Below are 18,177 nucleotides of genomic sequence, written 5' to 3' on the forward strand. Positions count from 1 at the left end.
AGCGGGTCCTCGGGCAGGTCCCCTTGAGCGTCTTCGTGCGGGTCCTCGGGCAGGTCCCCTTGAGCGTCTTCGTGCGGGTCCTCGGGCAGGTCCCCTCGAGGGTCCTCGTACGGGTCCTCGGGCACCCGCCGCATCAGGATCCGGGCCCGGCTCATCACCACCGACGCCGTCTGCCGCACCCCGGTGGCCTCGTCGGCGTACAGCGCGAGCACCTCGTCGTACAGGCCCGCGACCGTGGTCAGGGCCGCGTCCACCTCGCCGCCCAGGGCGCGGACGTACGCCCCACGGGCGCGTGCCGCCAGCGCCTCGCCGGGGTCGCCCGCCTGCGCGTACAGCGCGGCCGCCCGCTCGAACAGTTCGACGCCCTCCGGACCCCGGGCCATCGCCTCGTGGTCGGCGATCTCCGCCCGGTCCCGCGGCCCCAGGCCGGCGCCCCGCGCCGCCCGTGCCACCGCCGCCCAGGCCTCCAGCGCGTGCGGCCGCAAGGTGTCCGACATCCGCCGGGCCTCGGCGAGCAGGGCCGCGAGGCCGGGCTCGTCCACCGCTGTCTCTGCCGTCCCCGCTGTCCCCGGCGTCTCTGTCGTCCCCGCCGTCTCCGCCGTCCCCGGCGGCGCGGGTGGGGCCGGCGCCCGGGCGGGCGCGGGACGCGCCGTACGCACGCCCAGCGGCAGCCGCTCCACCAGCGGATCCCGCGCCATGCGCGCCCGTATCCGGTCGCCCGTGTACGAGGTGCCGTTGCGGGCGTCGAAGCGCCCGGCCAGTTCCGCCGCCTCCGCGCGCGCGTGGACGGCCAGTTCCCGAGCGGTCCACGTCCGCCCGGCGGGCCCCGGCACCTGCCGGCCGCCGAGTCCCAGCGCGGTCAGCCGCTCCATCAGCAGCGTCACGACGGCCATGAACTCCAGCCGGCTGCGCGGATGCCCGTTGTCCGTGAAGTACGCGGGCCGCTGGGCGAGCAGCTCCAGAGCGCGGGCCTCGTTGCCCGTCAGCGCGCAGAACTCCACGTGGTCGGCGTAGGCGCCACGCATGCTCTCCATGGCGCGCACGAGCCGGACACCCCGCAGATGGTTCGCGCGGGCCTCCTCCACCCGGCCGAGGCGCAGGAGCGGGACCAGCGAGGACGCGAGGACGGAGTGCGGCTCGTGCGCACAGCTGTACTCGCCCTCCAGCACCGGCTCCCACAGCCGCAGCGCCTCCGCGTCCCGGCCGCGCTCGACCTGCCAGGTGCCCTGCCCGTGCAGCTCGCAGGCGTGGCAGTCGGCCATCTCGTCCCGGTCGGCGGCCAGCCACGCGGCATAGGCCCGCTCGGCCCGCGCCAGGTCGCCGATGTGCGCGGCCACGGTGAACTCGGCGCCGCGCACCGCACGTTCGGAGTGCCCGGCGAGCCGGTAGCGGTGCTCCATCTCGCCGAGCCACTTCTCGATCGAGGCCAGCGGGATGTGCGGCTGGTCCAGCATGCCCGCCGACATCCACTTGAAGACCCAGTGCAGCGAGTGCGTCTCGTACTCGTCGAAGTCCCCGGGCCGTTCGTCCCACATGCGCAGCAGCCGCGCGAAGGGGACGAACATCCTGTCCTTCTCGGAGCTGTAGTTGTAGACCTTCAGCTGGTGTCCGAGCGCCTCGATCACGGCGAGCGGGACGTCCAGCCGCTCCGCCTGCGCGAGCAGCTGTTCCGCGCGCGCGTTGCGGGCCGGGCCCTCCGGCTCCGCGGCGTTCTCCGCCATCGCCCGGCGCAGCGCGTCGAGGTCGGTGATCTCACCCATCAGCGACCGTTCTCCCCATGCGTGGCCCACTCCAGCAGGCCCATGAACGCCCGGTTGAGCAGCGCCGAGTCGGCCGGCCTGAGCGGGCGCTGCGCCATCAGCAGCGCCTGCCCGTACAGCGACTCGGCCGCGGTGCCGACCAGCTCCGGGTCCCGCAGCGCACCGATCCGCCGGATCAGCGGGTTGAGATGGTTGAGCACCAGACGCGCGCGGGGAGCGCCGCCGCGCAGCGAGCCCAGGATGCCCGCCCACAGGTCGTCGGCCCCCTCCTCGGCCTCGGCCCGCGCCCGCTCGTGCCGCGCACCCCGGTCGTCCAGGTGCAGCGCGGGCACGGACAGCGGGTGGAAGGCGCGCAGTACGACGTCGCAGCCCAGCGGGTCGAGCCTGGCCCGCGCTGCGGCCAGGAAGCCCGACAGCGCCAGCTCCTCGGCCGCGTCCACCGCATCAAGGTGCGCGGTCACCGTGTCCGCGTCCAGCTCGGCGACCACCGTGCCGGGACGCGCGCGCGGCAGGGCCTCGATCAGCTCGCCGTCGTAGGTGTAGCCGCCGTTGACGACCCCGACGCCCTGCGCGGAGGCGATGGGCGCGACCTGCCGGTACTCCTCGACCGTCCGCGTGAAGTGCACCACCGGGTGCCGCTGGGCGAACTCCTCCAGGGACAGCTGCCCGTCGGTCGTCTCGAACGGCAGCCACGGCAGCATCGTGCGCAGCATCGCGGTGTCGTGCCGGGCGAGGGACTTCACCCCGAGGTGGTGCACGGCGACGAAGGCCGCGAGCCGCTCCGGGTCACCGGCCGCGAGCCCGGTCAGCCAGGACCGGATCCTCTCGCCGAGCGCGTCCCGCACGGCGGCGAGCGTCTCGTCCTCGTACAGCGACTCGCGCGAGGCGGTCGGCCGCAGGCTGTCGGTGTCCAGTACGCAGCGCACGAAGAACGCCCAGTCCGGCAGCAGCTGTTCGGCCCGCTCGGTCAGCAGCATGCCCTTCAGGTGCACGCGGTGCGTGGCCCGCTGGGCGGGGCTGACCGCCGACGGCAGCACGTACGCCACCCCGCGGATCCCCGCCACCGGCACGTCCAGGTCGATGGAGTCCAGCGGCGTGAAGCCGAACAGCTCCTGGCAGTGCCGGGCCAGCGCTCCCCGTCGCGCGGCGGGACCCGGGTACGGGCGGTCCCAGGGCGCCGGCAGATCGGTGATCCGCTCCTCGCCCATCCGCACGTCGTACGGCAGCAGCGAGCCGAAGTCCCGGGCGAGGGCGCGCACCCGGTCGGGCGCCAGCCACTCGGCGGCCCCGGCCCGCGCGGTGAGGTACACCGTCGTGCCCGGCTCGGGCCGCTCGGCGGCGGGCAGCGTGCGCACCGTGTACGAGCCGTCGTCCCGGGCCGTCCACTCCACCGGCGGGGCGTCGGGCGTGCGGGCGCTGCGGCTGACCACCCGGATGCGTTCGGCGACCACGAAACAGGCGAGCAGCCCGATGCCGAACTGGCCGAGGAAGTCGGACCGAGCCTCCTGCACGCCCTCGGCCCGTTTGGAGCTGCGGCCGATGGTCGCGAGCAGCTCGTGCACGTCCGACTCGCAGAGCCCGATGCCGCTGTCCTCCACCCGCAGAGCGCCGTCCGCGGCGTGCAGCCGCACCAGCGCCGGCGTGCCCGGCTCCAGGGCCTGCCGGGCGGTGACGGCGTCCACGGCGTTCTGCATCAGCTCCCGCAGGTAGACCTTCGGGCTGGAGTAGAGGTGATGGGAGAGCAGGTCCACCAGACCGCGCAGGTCGACCTGAAACGTATGAGGTTGGTGAGGTGACTGGGATGCCTGGGATGACTGCGAGGTCTGGGAGTCCATCGTCACTGCGCCGGCGGGGGGAGAGGTGCGGCGCGGGGTCGGGCGGTACCGGTTGGGGAGGTGACCGCGAAAAGGATGGCCGGAGCGCGTCATCCTAGAGCCGGATCAGCGCACCCGACCAGGGGTTTCACGGACCTCTCCGGCGTCGCGGAAGAAACCGCGCCCGCGGCGTGCGGCGCATCCGCGGGGCAGCGTCTGCGGCATTGTCAGTGCGGTGGTGTGCAATGGATCCCGTGCCCGCACTGGAAGAGTCACTGAAACAGCCGCTGAAGTCAGTGCTCGGCCCCGCCACCGCGAAGGTGATGGCCGAGCACCTCGGCCTGCACACCGCCGGCGACCTCCTGCACCACTACCCGCGCAGATACGAGGAGCGCGGCCAGCTCACCCACCTCGCCGACCTCCCCATGGACGAGCACGTCACGGTGGTCGCCCAGGTCGCCGATGCCCGTCTGCACACCTTCGCCTCGGCCAAGGCCCCCCGCGGCAAGGGCCAGCGTCTCGAGGTCACGATCACCGACGGCAGCGGCCGGCTCCAGCTGGTCTTCTTCGGCGCCGGCGTGCACAAGCCCCACAAGGAGCTGCTGCCGGGCACCCGCGCGATGTTCGCCGGCAAGGTCTCCGTCTTCAACCGCCGCCTCCAGCTCGCCCACCCCGCCTACGAGTTGCTGCGCGGAGACGGCGAGGAGGCGGTGGAGACCTGGGCCGGCGTCCTCATCCCGATCTATCCGGCCACCGCCAAACTGGAGTCCTGGAAGATCGGCAAGGCGGTCCAGACGGTGCTGCCCAGCGCCCAGGAGGCCCTGGACCCCCTCCCGGACTCGCTGCGCGAGGGCCGCGGCCTGCTCCCGCTGCCCGAGGCCCTGCTCAAGATCCACCGCCCGCACACCAAGGCGGACATCGCCGACGCCCGCGCCCGCCTGAAGTGGGACGAGGCCTTCGTGCTCCAGGTCGCCCTCGCCCGCCGCCGCCACGCCGACACCCAGCTGCCCGCCGTACCCCGCGTGCCCGTGCCGGACGGCATCCTCGCGGCCTTCGACGACCGCCTCCCGTTCACCCTCACCGAGGGCCAGCGGAAGGTCTCGAAGGAGATCTTCGACGACCTGGCCACCGACCACCCCATGCACCGCCTGCTGCAGGGCGAGGTCGGCTCCGGAAAGACACTCGTGGCCCTGCGCGCGATGCTCGCCGTGGTCGACGCGGGCGGCCAGGCGGCGATGCTCGCGCCCACGGAGGTCCTCGCCCAGCAGCACCACCGCTCGATCACCGAGATGATGGGGGAGCTGGCCGAGGGCGGCATGCTGGGCGGCGCCGAGCACGCCACCAAGGTGACCCTGCTCACCGGTTCCATGGGCGCGGCCGCCCGCCGCCGCGCCCTGCTGGACCTGGCCACCGGCGAGGCCGGCCTCGTCATCGGCACGCACGCCCTGATCGAGGACCGGATCCAGTTCCACGACCTGGGCCTCGTGGTGGTCGACGAGCAGCACCGCTTCGGCGTCGAACAGCGCGACGCCCTGCGCGGCAAGGGCAAGCAGCCCCCTCACCTGCTCGTCATGACGGCCACCCCGATCCCGCGCACGGTGGCCATGACGGTCTTCGGCGACCTGGAGACCTCGGTCCTCGACCAGCTGCCCGCCGGCCGCTCCCCGATCGCCAGCCACGTCGTCCCCGCCGCCGACAAACCCCACTTCCTCGCCCGCGCCTGGGAGCGGGTCCGCGAGGAGGTCGAGAACGGCCACCAGGCGTACGTCGTCTGCCCGCGCATCGGTGACGAGGAGGACGACCCGAAGAAGGCCGGCAAGAAGAAGTCCCCGCAGGACGAGGCCGAGAAGCGGCCCCCGCTCGCGGTCCTCGACGTGGCCGGCCGCCTGGCCGAGGGCCCCCTGCGGGGCCTGCGGGTCGAGACCCTGCACGGCCGTATGCACCCCGACGACAAGGACGCCGTGATGCGCCGCTTCGCGGCCGGCGACACGGACGTCCTGGTCGCCACCACCGTGATCGAGGTCGGTGTCAACGTCCCCAACGCCACGGCGATGGTGATCATGGACGCCGACCGCTTCGGCGTCTCCCAGCTCCACCAGCTGCGCGGCCGGGTCGGCCGGGGCTCGGCCCCCGGTCTGTGTCTGCTGGTCTCCGAGATGCCCGAGGCGAGCCCCGCCCGCCAGCGCCTGAACGCGGTCGCCGCCACCCTCGACGGCTTCGAACTCTCCCGCATCGACCTCGAACAGCGCCGCGAGGGCGACGTCCTCGGCCAGGCCCAGTCCGGCGCCCGCTCCAGCCTGCGGGTTCTCGCGGTCATCGAGGACGAGGAGGTCATCGCGGAGGCGAGGCAGGAGGCGGCGGCGCTCGTGGCGGCGGACCCGGAACTGGAGCGGCTGCCGGGCCTTCGCACGGCCCTGGACGCGCTCCTGGACGAGGAACGGGAGCAGTACCTGGAAAAGGGCTGACGGGCAGCGCCCCCACAGGGCCGCGGGGAACCGCGCGACCAGCCACAATGAACGTACAGTCGCCCACCAGAAGGACCACACATGACCCGCGTGATCGCCGGCCGGGCCGGCGGACGGCGCCTCTCAGTACCTCCCGGCACCGGAACCCGCCCCACCTCCGACCGCGCACGCGAAGGACTCTTCTCCACCTGGCAGTCCCTGCTGGGCGGCCCCCTGGACGGCGAACGGGTCCTCGACCTCTACGCCGGTTCCGGCGCCGTGGGCCTGGAGGCTCTCTCCCGGGGCGCGAGCCACACCCTGCTCGTCGAGGCCGACGCCCGCGCGGCGAGGATCATCCGCGAGAACGTGAAGAACCTGGGCCTCCCGGGGGCCGAGGTCAGAGCGGGCAAAGCGGAGCAGATCATCCGGACGCCGGCGCCGGACGAGCCGTACGGCCTGGTCTTCCTCGACCCTCCGTACGCCGTCACGGACGACGATCTTCGGGAGATCCTGCTCACACTCCGCTCGGAGGGCTGGCTCGCCGGGGAAGCCCTCGTCACCGTGGAGCGCAGCACCAGAGGCGGCGAATTCCACTGGCCGGACGGCTTCGAGGCGATCCGGTCCCGTCGTTACGGCGAGGGAACGTTTTGGTACGGTCGCGCCGCCTCTACGTGCGAAGACGCACGATGACCGGACCGGAGAGCGAGGGATCACAAGTGCGCCGCGCCGTCTGTCCCGGGTCGTTCGACCCGATCACCAACGGACACCTCGACATCATCGCCCGAGCCTCCCGTCTGTACGACGAGGTCTACGTCGCGGTGATGATCAACAAGTCCAAGAAGGGCCTGTTCGAGATCGAGGAGCGGATCGAGCTGATCCGCGAGGTCACCGCCGAGTACGGCAACGTCCGCGTGGAGGCCTTCCACGGCCTTCTCGTCGACTTCTGCAAGGAGCGGGACATCCCCGCCATCGTCAAGGGTCTGCGCGCGGTCAGCGACTTCGACTACGAACTGCAGATGGCCCAGATGAACATCGGCCTCACCGGTGTCGAAACGCTGTTCGTGCCCACCAACCCCACCTACAGCTTCCTCTCCTCCTCCCTGGTCAAGGAGGTCGCGGCCTGGGGCGGCGACGTCTCCCACCTGGTGCCGGGCCCGGTCCTGGCGGCCCTGAACACGCGCCTGCGCAAGGAATGATGGGACTACAGTCGTCCCGTCCGTCCCCAACCCGGCTGTAGAGAGTGGCGAGCACAGGTGGACGTCCAGAAGAAGCTCGACGAGATCGTCTCCGCGGTCGCCGGCGCCCGGGCCATGCCCATGTCGGCGTCCTGCGTGATCAACCGCGCCGAACTGCTCGCGCTGCTGGAGGAGATGCGCCAGGCCCTGCCCGGCTCCCTCGCACAGGCGCAGGAACTGATCGGCGACCGTGAGCAGATGGTCGAGCAGGCCCGCCTGGAGGCCGAGCGGATCATCACCGAGGCGCACAACCAGCGCGGCTCGCTGATCTCCGACACCGAGATCGCCCGCCGCTCCCAGGCCGAGGCCGACCGCATCCTCGCCGAGGCCCGCCAGGAGGCCGAGGAGATCCGCGCCGAGGCCGACGACTACGTCGACTCCAAGCTGGCCAACTTCGAGGTCGTCCTCACCAAGACCCTCGGCTCGGTCGGCCGCGGCCGCGAGAAGCTCCTCGGCACCGGGCCCGGCCTGGACGAGAACGGCTACGAGGACGAGGACGCCCCCGAGCGCAGCCAGGACCCGGAGACCCTGCGCCACAACGCCGACGCGTACGTCGACGTCAAGCTCGGCGCCTTCGAGGCGGTCCTCGCCAAGACCCTGGAGGCCGTCGGCCGCGGCCGGCAGAAGCTGCACGGCCGGATCGCCACCGACGACCTCGGTGCCCTCGCCGACGACACCACGACCTACCAGCACTCCAGCGACGCCGACTACCTCGCCGACCTCGCGGGCCTCTCCGACACCCCGGCCGAGCGCCCGGCGGCGCCGCAGCCCCCCGCCCAGTCCCCGCCGCCGCAGCCGTCGTACGAGCCGCAGCCCGCCTATGGCTACCAGCAGCAGCCCGACCCCTACGCCGGCTTCCCGCAGCAGCCCGACTACGCCCAGCAGCAGGACCCCTACGGCTACCAGCAGGCCGACCCCTACGGCTACCAGGGCTACGACCAGCAGCAGGGCGCCTACGACGCCCAGCAGCAGACCGCCTACGACATGCAGCAGGCCCAGCAGGCCCAGCAGGCCCAGCAGGCCCAGCAGGCCCAGCAGGCCCAGCAGGGCTACGCCCTCGACGAGACCAGCCTCTTCGACACCGGCATGATCAGCGCGGAGCAGCTGCGGGCGTACGAGCAGGGCCGGGGACTGTAGCCGTACACCGCCGACCGACCCGGATTGGGCCCTGAGCGAAAGGTCCAGTATCCTGGCTGTTCGGTCGCGCGTATGCCCGCGATCCACGCTGCCCGGAACACCAGCGGGCGGTGTCCCCCTCCAGCTCGTAGATCGAAAGCAGGAATGGCCTCCAACGCCCGCCTCGACCACCGCAACCCCCTCGTGTTCGACACACACGAGCTGGGGCGGCGGCCTGGCGCGCAGCAGCGCCTGACCCGCACGATCGACGCCCCCCGGGACCTCGGTCTCCAGGGAGTCATCGGAGTGCCGGAAGGCGCCCCGGTCGAGCTCGACCTCCGGCTCGAGTCGGTCATGGAAGGGGTGCTCGTCACAGGCACCGCCCGTGCACGGGCCGAGGGGGAGTGCGTAAGGTGTCTGGAGCCGATCGAGCAGCAGCTCGAAGCGGACTTCCAGGAACTGTTCTCGTACCCTGACGCCGACGACCGGGGCCGTGTGATCGCGGAACCGGGCGACGACGCCGAGGACGACGAGGACAGGTACTTCCTCGAGGACGGACTTTTCGACCTCGAACCTCTGCTGCGGGATGCGGTGGTGCTCGCACTGCCGATGCAGCCGGTGTGCCGGGAAGACTGCCTGGGCCTGTGCTCCGAGTGCGGAGCGCGGCTCACGGACGACCCGGACCACCATCACGACGCCGTCGACATCCGTTGGGCGGCTTTGCAGGGACTCGCCGGTTCACTCGAAGACGGCGAGAAGGACGAGATGAGCGGCGGCGCGCTTCCATCAGCGCACGCCGACGAGAAGCAGGAGAAGTAGCCGTGGCTGTTCCGAAGCGGAAGATGTCGCGCAGCAACACGCGCCACCGCCGGTCGCAGTGGAAGGCTGCGGTCCCCACCCTGGTTGCGTGCGAGCGCTGCCACGAGCCCAAGCAGCAGCACATCGCGTGCCCGTCTTGCGGCACCTACAACAAGCGCCAGGTCCTCGAAGTCTGAGCGGCCGGTGAGAGGCACTGTGTCCAGTCCCAAGAAGGCGGAAGTCGCCACGGCGGACGCACCCGCCAAGAAGAAATTGGACAATCAGGCCTCGTCCCACACGCTTCTGGAAGGGCGGCTCGGCTACCGGCTCGAGTCCGCCCTTCTGGTGCGCGCGCTGACCCACCGTTCCTACGCATACGAGAACGGCGGCCTGCCGACGAACGAGCGGCTGGAGTTCCTCGGGGACTCCGTGCTCGGCCTCGTCGTCACGGACACGCTGTACCGCACCCACCCCGACCTGCCCGAAGGCCAGCTGGCCAAGTTGCGGGCCGCGGTGGTCAACTCGCGTGCGCTGGCGGAGGTCGGGCGCGGCCTCGACCTGGGCTCCTTCATCCGGCTCGGCCGCGGTGAAGAGGGCACGGGCGGCCGGGACAAGGCGTCCATCCTCGCCGACACCCTTGAAGCGGTGATCGGCGCGGTCTATCTCGACCAGGGCCTCGACGCGGCGTCCGAGCTGGTGCACCGGCTCTTCGACCCGCTGATCGAGAAGTCCTCCAACCTCGGAGCCGGCCTGGACTGGAAGACCAGTCTCCAGGAGCTGACCGCGATCGAGGGACTCGGCGTGCCCGAGTACCTGGTCACGGAAACCGGCCCCGACCACGAGAAGACCTTCACTGCTGCCGCCCGCGTCGGAGGCGTCTCGTACGGCACCGGCACCGGCCGCAGCAAGAAGGAGGCGGAGCAGCAGGCCGCGGAATCCGCCTGGCGGTCCATCCGGGCCGCGGCGGACGAGCGCGCCAAGGCGGCCGCGGAGGCCGCCGACAAGGACGGCGCCGAGGAGGCCGCCGTCCAGGACGGCGACCCGTCGTCCGCCACCGCCTGACCGGAACAGCAGTACCGAGCGCCCGCCCCGCCGTTCACGACGGGGCGGGCGCTGCGCTCATCCACCGCACCGTGGGGGTCCCGATGCCCGAGTTGCCCGAGGTCGAGGTCGTCCGGCGCGGCCTGGAGCGCTGGGTCGCCCATCGCGCCGTCGCCGAGGTCGAGGTGCTGCACCCACGCGCCGTGCGCCGGCACATCGCGGGCGCCGACGACTTCGCGCACCGGCTCAAGGGCCACCACGTCGGCACCCCCAGCCGGCGCGGCAAGTACCTGTGGCTGCCGCTGGAGGAGACCAACCAGTCCGTCCTCGCCCACCTCGGCATGAGCGGCCAGCTGCTGGTGCAGCCGCACGAGACGCCGGACGAGAAGCATCTGCGCATCCGCGTCCGCTTCGCCGACTCCCTCGGCACGGAACTCCGGTTCGTCGACCAACGCACCTTCGGCGGGCTGTCGTTGCACGACAACACCGCCGACGGCCTGCCCGACGTCATCGCGCACATCGCCCGCGACCCCCTCGACGCGCTGTTCGACGACGAGGCCTTCCACCACGCGCTGCGCCGCAAGCGCTCCACCATCAAACGGGCGCTGCTCGACCAGTCGTTGATCAGCGGAGTGGGCAACATCTACGCGGACGAGGCCCTTTGGCGCGCCCGCATCCACTACGAGCGCCCGACGGCGAACTTCACCCGCCCGGTCACGACGGAACTCCTCGGCCACGTACGGGACGTGATGAACGCGGCGCTGGCCGTCGGCGGCACCAGCTTCGACAGCCTCTACGTCAACGTCAACGGCGAGTCGGGCTACTTCGACCGGTCCCTGGACGCGTACGGCCGCGAGGGCCTGCCCTGCAGGCGGTGCGGCACCCCCATGCGCCGCCGCCCCTGGATGAACCGCTCCAGCTACTTCTGCCCGAAGTGTCAGAGAGCCCCGCGCGCGTCGTCGTAGCGCGCGCGGGAGGCGAGGACGTCGTCCATGGCGCCCTCCACACAGTGGATGAGGGCCAGCAGCCGCTCGGCGACCCGCCGGCCCAGCTCGGTGAGCTCGTAGTCCACGCGGGGCGGGTTCGTCGGCTGGGCCTCACGGTGCACCAGTCCGTCCCGCTCCAGCGCGTGCAGGGTCTGGGACAGCATCTTCTCGCTCACGCCGTCGACGCGGCGGCGCAGCTCGTTGAAGCGCAGCGAACCCTCGTACAGCGCCCCGAGCGTCAGGCCGCCCCAGCGGCCCGTCACATGCTCCAGGGTGCCGCGTGAGGGGCAGGCCTTGGCGAAGACGTTGTAGGCGAGGTCCTCGTGATCCCGACTGGTGAGGGTCATACCCCCAAGGGTACGCACGCACAGCGCTCACCACCAGGTTGCACTAACTCCTGGATAGTGCCGTTCGCCGTCGTCGAGCACCCCCAGACGGTCCGGGGGACGTCGCGATGCCCCCTCGATGCGAACTACGGGCATGAGGGCCACTGAGGTCATCGAACCTGCGACTCGTGCCCTGGCGACCTCGCGGTCCCGGTTGCCCAGGGGAGGGGGCTTAGCCGTCTGGCCTGTGGCTTTCTCAGTAGCCGAAGTCCTGGGTCCACCAAGGGCCGCCCGGGCCGAAGTGGGCGCCGACGCCGAGGGTCTTGAAGTCGCAGTTCAGGATGTTGGCGCGGTGGCCGGGGCTGTTCATCCAGGCCTCCATCACGGCTGCCGCCGTGGCCTGGCCGCGGGCTATGTTCTCGCCGCCGAGGTCGGTTATGGAGGCCTTCGCGGCCCGGTCCCACGGTGAGGCGCCGTCCGGGTCGGTGTGGTCGAAGAACCCCCGCGCGGCCATGTCGGCGCTGAACGCCTCGGCCAGCCTGGTCAGGGAGGAGTTCGCCGCGAGCGCGCTGCAGCCGACCTTGGCCCGCTCCTCGTTGACGAGCTTGAGCACTTCGGCCTCGGCGACCGCCTCGTTCGTCACCGTCCCCGGCGCGGGGGACGCCGACGCCGTGGGTGCCTTGCTTGGCACGGTCGGCGCGGCCGGTGCGGCCGTCCTGCGCGAGGGGGTGGTCCTCGGCGTGGACGGCGTCGCCCTGGGGGCCGTCCTCCTGCCCGCCGTCTTCGACGGGGTGGGCACGGGGGAGGGCTGCTTCGAGGCGGAAGCGGAAGCGGACGGGGAGGCGGGCGCGGACGGCGTGGTGGACGCGGGGGCGGTCCGGCTCGGGGACTGCGGGCGCGCGGGGTTGCCGGCGGGCGCGCCGGGAGTGGCGTCGGCGCTGCCCGAAGTGCCGCCCTGCTCGCTGGCCGTGTTGCTGGGGGAGCCCGCTGCCTGCACGCTGTCGCCGCCGGTGGTGTTCGTGCTGCCGCCGAGCTGGTAGTGCTCCAGGCCGGGCATCACACCCGTGGCCACCGCCGCGAGCGAGCTGAGGGCGACGGCCGCCGACACCCCGAGCAGACCCGAGCGCACCGGCCGTCCCATCTTCTTGCGGTGCTGGTGGCCGGCGGAGGGGGAGGCGGAGAAGGGGGACGGGGCGGAGCCGCCGGCGGCGGAAGCGGCGGGGGTGGTCCCGTCGGCACCGGGAGCGCCGGGGCCGGCGCCCTGCGCGAAGAGGTAGGCCTGGGCCTTGGCGTTGGCCTCGGCGTAGGCCTCCGGGTTCAGGTAGGGCGCGATCCCCCTGGGCACCGGGCGGCCCGCGGACGAGGACTGCGGACCGTCGCCCGCCGCGGCCGGACCGTGCGGGTGCGTGGCCCCCGTGGCGTGATCCGTGGCGGCGCGGCCGGCGGCGGAGCGTCGGTGGCGTCCCATTTGCTTGCCCTCTTCCTCGTGCTCGCGGTCGACCGGTGTCAGCGCGGCGAGTGACTCCCCCTGGTCGACCCGACTCACTCGAAGGAGTGAGTTTCATATGAGATTGCTGGGAGCGGACGCTACCGCATGCCGTGGGGGGAGCGATGTGTCACGGGTGACACGGGACGGTTAGGTTGCCCCCATGAGCGAGGAAGTACGACTGGTCGCCTGGGTGCGTGGACACGTGCAGGGTGTGGGTTTCCGCTGGTTCACGCGTGCCAAGGCGCTGGAGATCGGCGGCCTGAGTGGTTTTGCTCTCAATTTGGCCGACGGCCGGGTCCAGGTGGTCGCCGAGGGGCCGCGCCCGGACTGCGAGGGACTGCTCCGCTGGCTCGAGGGTGACGACACGCCCGGACGGGTCGAGGGTGTCACCGAGATCTGGGACACACCCCGCGGGGGCTACGACGGCTTCGCCATCCGCTGAGCCGGTTCTGTACAGACCCGCAGGCCGGAGTGGGGCAAGCTGCCGGGGGCACATGCGGAAAGCAGAAACGACCTGGTGGTTGCCAAGAACGGCGTGGCGTGGCAGGCTCCGTCGGTACAGCTGATCGTCGCGTCCCGAGGGTCCCCGCAGGAGTCGCAGCGCCGCCGTTCTCCGGCCGCGCGCCCGGGTCTGCCCGCCAATACGGGGCGTGATCGTGTTGACCGTCAAACTTTTTGGTGAGACGCTGAAAGCCCCGCGCACCTTAGCTGTTTGGCATGGAGCAACTGCAGAGCAACACCCTGATGTGCCAAGCACCGAGGGTGCGAATCCCTCACGACCCACACCGCATCGGTCGGTCACTCAGTGTGGAGGACCATCCATCATGGCAAAGGCGCTTCTCGGTTACGTCGGCGGCTCCGACCCTCGACTCCTCGCCGAGATGCGACGGCTGCAGCAGCGTGTACAGGACCTGGAGTCCGAACTCGGACGCATCCAGGCGGAGAACGAAGCGCTGACGGCTGCCGCCTCTCAGGACAGGATCATGGAGAGCATCGACGCACACCAGGCGGAGCCTGCGCTCACCTGATCGCTGCATCGCTCCACAACAGCAATCGCAGTGGTTGGGCTGCCCGTATCAACCGCTCAGTTGATCGGACGACCGAGACCCGGTCGTCAGAGTTGCCTCAGAGTTGCAAGGGACGCTTCGGCGTCCCTTCTTTCTGCAGTTACTTCCCCCCGCATCCTTTCACCCTCTTCAACGTACGGTGTGCCCTGCATGTTCAGGGGCGAAACCGCGCGGTTGCGAGGGTTCGTGGAGTGAGATAGCGGCGCCCGGTAGAGTCCGGCGGCGTGCACCTCAAGGCCCTGACCCTCCGCGGCTTCAAGTCGTTCGCCTCCGCGACCACGCTCCGGTTCGAACCGGGCATCACCTGCGTCGTCGGTCCGAACGGCTCGGGCAAGTCGAACGTGGTGGACGCGCTCAGCTGGGTCATGGGTGAACAGGGCGCCAAGTCCCTGCGCGGCGGCAAGATGGAGGACGTCATCTTCGCCGGCACCACCGGGCGCCCCCCGCTGGGCCGGGCCGAGGTGTCGCTGACCATCGACAACTCCGACGGGGCGCTGCCCATCGAGTACGCCGAGGTCACCATCACGCGGATCATGTTCCGCAACGGCGGCAGCGAGTACCAGATCAACGGCGACACCTGCCGCCTCCTCGACATCCAGGACCTGCTGTCCGACTCCGGTATCGGCCGGGAGATGCACGTCATCGTCGGCCAGGGCCAGCTCGACTCCGTACTGCACGCCGACCCCATGGGCCGGCGCGCCTTCATCGAAGAGGCCGCGGGCGTCCTGAAGCACCGCAAGCGCAAAGAGAAGGCGCTGCGGAAGCTGGACGCGATGCAGGCCAACCTCGCGCGCGTGCAGGACCTCACCGACGAACTGCGGCGCCAACTCAAGCCGCTGGGCCGTCAGGCGGCGGTGGCGCGGCGGGCCGCCGTCATCCAGGCGGACCTGCGCGACGCTCGGCTGAGGCTCCTCGCCGACGACCTCGTACGCCTGCGCGAAGCCCTGAACGCCGAGATCGCCGACGAGGCGGCCCTGAAGGAGCGCAAGGAGACCGCGGAGCAGGAGCTGAGGAAGGCACTGCAGCGCGAGGCCCTGCTGGAGGACGAGGTACGCCGGCTCACGCCCCGGCTGCAGCGCGCCCAGCAGACCTGGTACGAGCTGTCGCAGCTGGCCGAGCGCGTCCGCGGCACCGTCTCGCTGGCCGACGCCCGGGTGAAGAGCGCGACCTCGGCACCCGACGAGGAGCGGCGCGGCCGCGACCCCGAGGACCTGGAGCGGGAGGCGGCCCGGGTGCGCGAGCAGGAGGCCGAACTGGAGGCGGCACTGGAGGCGGCCCAGCACGCCCTGGACGACACCGTCGGCCACCGCGCCGAGCTGGAGCGGGAGCTGGCGGTCGAGGAGCGCCGCCTGAAGGACGTCGCCCGTGCCATCGCCGACCGCCGCGAGGGACTGGCCCGTCTCTCCGGGCAGGTCAACGCGGCCCGCTCGCGCGCGGCCTCCGCCCAGGCGGAGATCGACCGGCTGGCCACGGCCCGCGACGAGGCCCAGGACCGCGCGGTCCGCGCGCAGGAGGAGTACGAGGCCCTGAAAGCGGAGGTCGACGGCCTCGACGCCGACGACGTGGACCTGGCCGAGCGGCACGAGACCGCCAAGCGGCGGCTCGCCGAAACCGAGGCCGCCCTGAGCGCGGCCCGCGAGGCGGTGACGGCGGCGGAGCGGGCGCGCGCCGCGACCCAGGCCCGCCACGAGGCGCTGGCGCTCGGCCTGCGCCGCAAGGACGGCACCGGCATACTGCTCGGCGCCCGGGACCGCCTCACCGGGGTCCTCGGCCCGGCCGCGGAACTGCTCACGGTGACACCCGGCCACGAGATCGCCCTGGCCGCCGCGTTCGGCGCGGCGGCCGACGCCGTAGCCGTGACGAACCCGGCCTCGGCGGCCGAGGCGATCCGCCTGCTCCGCAAACAGGACGGCGGCCGAGCGTCCCTGCTCCTGACAACCCCCACAGGACCGTGGGCGCCCCACAGGGACGCGGGGGGCGCGCCCGGCCACGACGCACCCGCACCGGCAGACGCTCCGGCAGCGCCCCACGGCGCCACAGGGACCTGCACACCCGACCCCGCCGAGCCGTCGGCGCCCCACGGGGACGCGGGGAACGGCGCGCCCAGCCAGGACGCACCCGCACCAGACCGGCAACGCCCCACGCCCCCCGCACCGGACCGGCAACCTCCGACGCCCCTCCCGAGCACACCCCCGCCCTTCCCCGCGCAGCCCCCGGCCCTCCCCGCGGAGCGCCTCGTCCGCGGCCCCGCCGAGCTGCTGCCGGCCGTACGCCACCTGCTGAAAGGGATCGTCGTCGTCGGCACGCTGGAGGACGCCGAGGACCTGGTCCTCGCCCACCCCGAGCTGACCGCGGTGACCGCCGAGGGCGACCTGCTCGGTGCCCACTTCGCGCACGGCGGATCCGCCGGCGCGCCCAGCCTGCTGGAGGTGCAGGCCTCGGTGGACGAGGCGGCCGCCCAGCTGGCCGAGCTGGAGGTGCGGTGCCAGGACCTGGCCGGGGCCCAGAGCGCGGCGGCCGAGCGGCGTGCGGAGGCCGCCGCCCTCGTGGAGGAGCTGGGGGAGCGCCGGCGCGCCGCCGACCGGGAGAAGTCGGCCGTGGCCCAGCAGCTCGGGCGCCTCGCCGGACAGGCGCGCGGGGCCGCAGGCGAGGCCGAACGGTCGGCGGCGGCCGCCGCACGGGCGCAGGAAGCACTGGAGAAGGCCGTGGAAGAGGCCGAGGAGCTGGCCGAGCGGCTGGCCGTGGCCGAGGAGATGCCGGTCGAGGAGGAACCGGACACCTCCGCGCGGGACCGGCTCGCCGCCGACGGAGCCAACGCCCGGCAGACCGAGATGGAGGCCCGGCTCCAGGTCCGTACCCACGAGGAGCGGGTCAAGGGCCTGGCCGGGCGCGCCGATTCGCTCGACCGGGCCGCGCGCGCCGAACGGGAGGCACGCGCGCGTGCCGAGCAGCGCCGGGCCCGGCTGCGGCACGAGGCCGCCGTGGCGGAAGCCGTGGCCTCGGGCGCCCGCCAGTTGCTCGCGCACGTCGAGGTGTCCCTCGCCCGGGCCGAGCGCGAGCGCGTCGCCGCCGAGGCCGCCAAGGCCCGGCGGGAGCAGGAGCTGACCACCGCGCGCACGGCGGGCCGGGAACTGAAGTCCGAGCTGGACAAGCTGACGGACTCGGTCCACCGCGGCGAAGTGCTGGGCGCCGAGAAGCGGCTGCGGATCGAGCAGCTGGAGACCAAGGCGCTGGAGGAGCTGGGTGTCGAACCGGCGGGACTGGTCGCGGAGTACGGGCCGGCCCAGCTCGTGCCGCCCTCACCGCCCGCCGAGGGCGAGACGCTGCCGGAGGATCCCGAGCACCCCCGCAACCAGCCGAGACCCTTCGTACGGGGCGAGCAGGAGAAGCGGCTGAAGGCGGCCGAGCGGGCGTACCAGCAGCTGGGCAAGGTCAACCCGCTGGCGCTGGAGGAGTTCGCGGCGCTGGAGGAGCGGCACCAGTTCCTGAGCGAGCAGCTGGAGGACCTGAAGAAGACCCGCGCCGACCTCCTTCAAGTGGTGAAGGAGGTCGACGAGCGCGTCGAGCAGGTCTTCACCGAGGCCTACCGGGACACGGTACGCGAGTTCGAGGGTGTCTTCAGCCGTCTCTTCCCGGGCGGTGAGGGGCGCCTGGTGCTGACCGACCCGGACAACATGCTCACCACGGGCGTGGACGTCGAGGCGCGTCCGCCGGGCAAGAAGGTCAAGCGGCTCTCCCTGCTCTCCGGTGGTGAACGCTCGCTGACCGCCGTCGCGCTGCTGGTGTCGATCTTCAAGGCACGGCCCAGCCCGTTCTACGTCATGGACGAGGTCGAGGCCGCGCTCGACGACACCAACCTCCAGCGGCTGATCCGCATCATGCAGGAGCTGCAGGAGGCCTCGCAGCTGATCGTGATCACGCACCAGAAGCGCACGATGGAGGTCGCCGACGCGCTGTACGGCGTCTCGATGCAGGGCGACGGAGTGTCGAAGGTCATCTCGCAGCGCCTTCGCTAGCGGTTCCTACGAGATCAATTGTCATCATGTTCACTTCTTGAACACATGTCACCTCCTCGTATCGAAAAACTCACAGCCGCCGACC

At 72.2% G+C, this 18,177-nt stretch carries 14 protein-coding genes and 1 pseudogene; 11 read left to right on the forward strand and 4 right to left on the reverse strand.

The features are described from left to right. Positions 1–1,760 (reverse strand): annotated as a pseudogene (locus tag ABVB68_RS13815) (tetratricopeptide repeat protein); the annotation flags it as partial. After that, the gene (locus tag ABVB68_RS13820; protein WP_353601266.1) at positions 1,760–3,595 is read right to left on the reverse strand and encodes an HSP90 family protein; all 1,836 of its coding nucleotides are present in this window, start codon (positions 3,593–3,595) and stop codon (positions 1,760–1,762) included. The pseudogene ABVB68_RS13815 and the gene ABVB68_RS13820, both read right to left, overlap by 1 nt. A 224-nt stretch (positions 3,596–3,819) precedes the next feature. On the opposite strand from ABVB68_RS13820, the gene recG reads away from it, so the two are divergent. From recG to mutM, 8 genes are all read left to right on the forward strand, one after another. Then, positions 3,820–6,039, forward strand: coding sequence for an ATP-dependent DNA helicase RecG (gene recG, locus ABVB68_RS13825; RefSeq protein WP_353601267.1), 2,220 nt, complete (start codon positions 3,820–3,822; stop codon positions 6,037–6,039). 81 nt (positions 6,040–6,120) lie between these two features. Beyond that, a complete protein-coding gene (rsmD, locus tag ABVB68_RS13830; protein WP_353601268.1) occupies positions 6,121–6,708 on the forward strand; it encodes a 16S rRNA (guanine(966)-N(2))-methyltransferase RsmD in 588 nt (195 codons plus the stop codon). A gap of 26 nt (positions 6,709–6,734) precedes the next feature. Continuing rightward, positions 6,735–7,214: a pantetheine-phosphate adenylyltransferase gene (gene coaD, locus ABVB68_RS13835; RefSeq protein ID WP_353601383.1), complete on the forward strand. Its 480-nt coding sequence runs from the start codon at positions 6,735–6,737 to the stop codon at positions 7,212–7,214. Positions 7,215–7,271: 57 nt separating this feature from the next. Then, positions 7,272–8,390 (forward strand): F0F1 ATP synthase subunit B, encoded by a 1,119-nt coding sequence (locus tag ABVB68_RS13840; protein ID WP_353601269.1) that lies wholly within the window; start codon positions 7,272–7,274, stop codon positions 8,388–8,390. Positions 8,391–8,534: 144 nt separating this feature from the next. Next, complete coding sequence (locus tag ABVB68_RS13845; RefSeq protein WP_353601270.1) at positions 8,535–9,188, forward strand: YceD family protein; 654 nt, start codon at positions 8,535–8,537, stop codon at positions 9,186–9,188. A 2-nt stretch (positions 9,189–9,190) separates the two neighbouring features. After that, on the forward strand, positions 9,191–9,364 hold the full coding sequence (gene rpmF, locus ABVB68_RS13850) for a 50S ribosomal protein L32 (protein WP_003951102.1): 174 nt from the start codon (positions 9,191–9,193) through the stop codon (positions 9,362–9,364). Between the two features lie 7 nt (positions 9,365–9,371). Then, a complete protein-coding gene (gene rnc / locus ABVB68_RS13855) occupies positions 9,372–10,229 on the forward strand; it encodes a ribonuclease III (RefSeq protein WP_353601271.1) in 858 nt (285 codons plus the stop codon). A gap of 83 nt (positions 10,230–10,312) precedes the next feature. After that, positions 10,313–11,173, forward strand: a complete 861-nt coding sequence (gene mutM, locus ABVB68_RS13860) for a bifunctional DNA-formamidopyrimidine glycosylase/DNA-(apurinic or apyrimidinic site) lyase (RefSeq protein WP_353601272.1) — start codon at positions 10,313–10,315, stop codon at positions 11,171–11,173. Here the strand turns inward: mutM and ABVB68_RS13865 are convergent. Both ABVB68_RS13865 and ABVB68_RS13870 read right to left on the reverse strand, forming a co-directional pair. Then, complete coding sequence (locus tag ABVB68_RS13865) at positions 11,146–11,541, reverse strand: winged helix-turn-helix transcriptional regulator (protein ID WP_353601273.1); 396 nt, start codon at positions 11,539–11,541, stop codon at positions 11,146–11,148. The genes mutM and ABVB68_RS13865 overlap by 28 nt on opposite strands. A gap of 235 nt (positions 11,542–11,776) precedes the next feature. Then, positions 11,777–12,988, reverse strand: coding sequence for a CAP domain-containing protein (locus ABVB68_RS13870; RefSeq protein ID WP_353601384.1), 1,212 nt, complete (start codon positions 12,986–12,988; stop codon positions 11,777–11,779). A 181-nt stretch (positions 12,989–13,169) separates the two neighbouring features. Between ABVB68_RS13870 and ABVB68_RS13875 the strand changes: the two genes are divergently transcribed. The 3 genes from ABVB68_RS13875 to ABVB68_RS13885 all read left to right on the forward strand — a co-directional run bounded on the left by ABVB68_RS13875 (position 13,170) and on the right by ABVB68_RS13885 (position 18,092). Then, a complete protein-coding gene (locus ABVB68_RS13875) occupies positions 13,170–13,451 on the forward strand; it encodes an acylphosphatase (protein WP_353601275.1) in 282 nt (93 codons plus the stop codon). A gap of 382 nt (positions 13,452–13,833) precedes the next feature. Beyond that, on the forward strand, positions 13,834–14,037 hold the full coding sequence (locus ABVB68_RS13880) for a hypothetical protein (protein WP_030346494.1): 204 nt from the start codon (positions 13,834–13,836) through the stop codon (positions 14,035–14,037). A gap of 263 nt (positions 14,038–14,300) precedes the next feature. After that, on the forward strand, positions 14,301–18,092 hold the full coding sequence (locus ABVB68_RS13885; RefSeq protein WP_353601276.1) for an SMC hinge domain-related protein: 3,792 nt from the start codon (positions 14,301–14,303) through the stop codon (positions 18,090–18,092). Positions 18,093–18,177: the final 85 nt, after the last annotated feature.

Origin of the sequence: Streptomyces sp. NPDC096012, from assembly GCF_040426375.1 — a bacterium.
Lineage (GTDB): Bacteria > Actinomycetota > Actinomycetes > Streptomycetales > Streptomycetaceae > Streptomyces.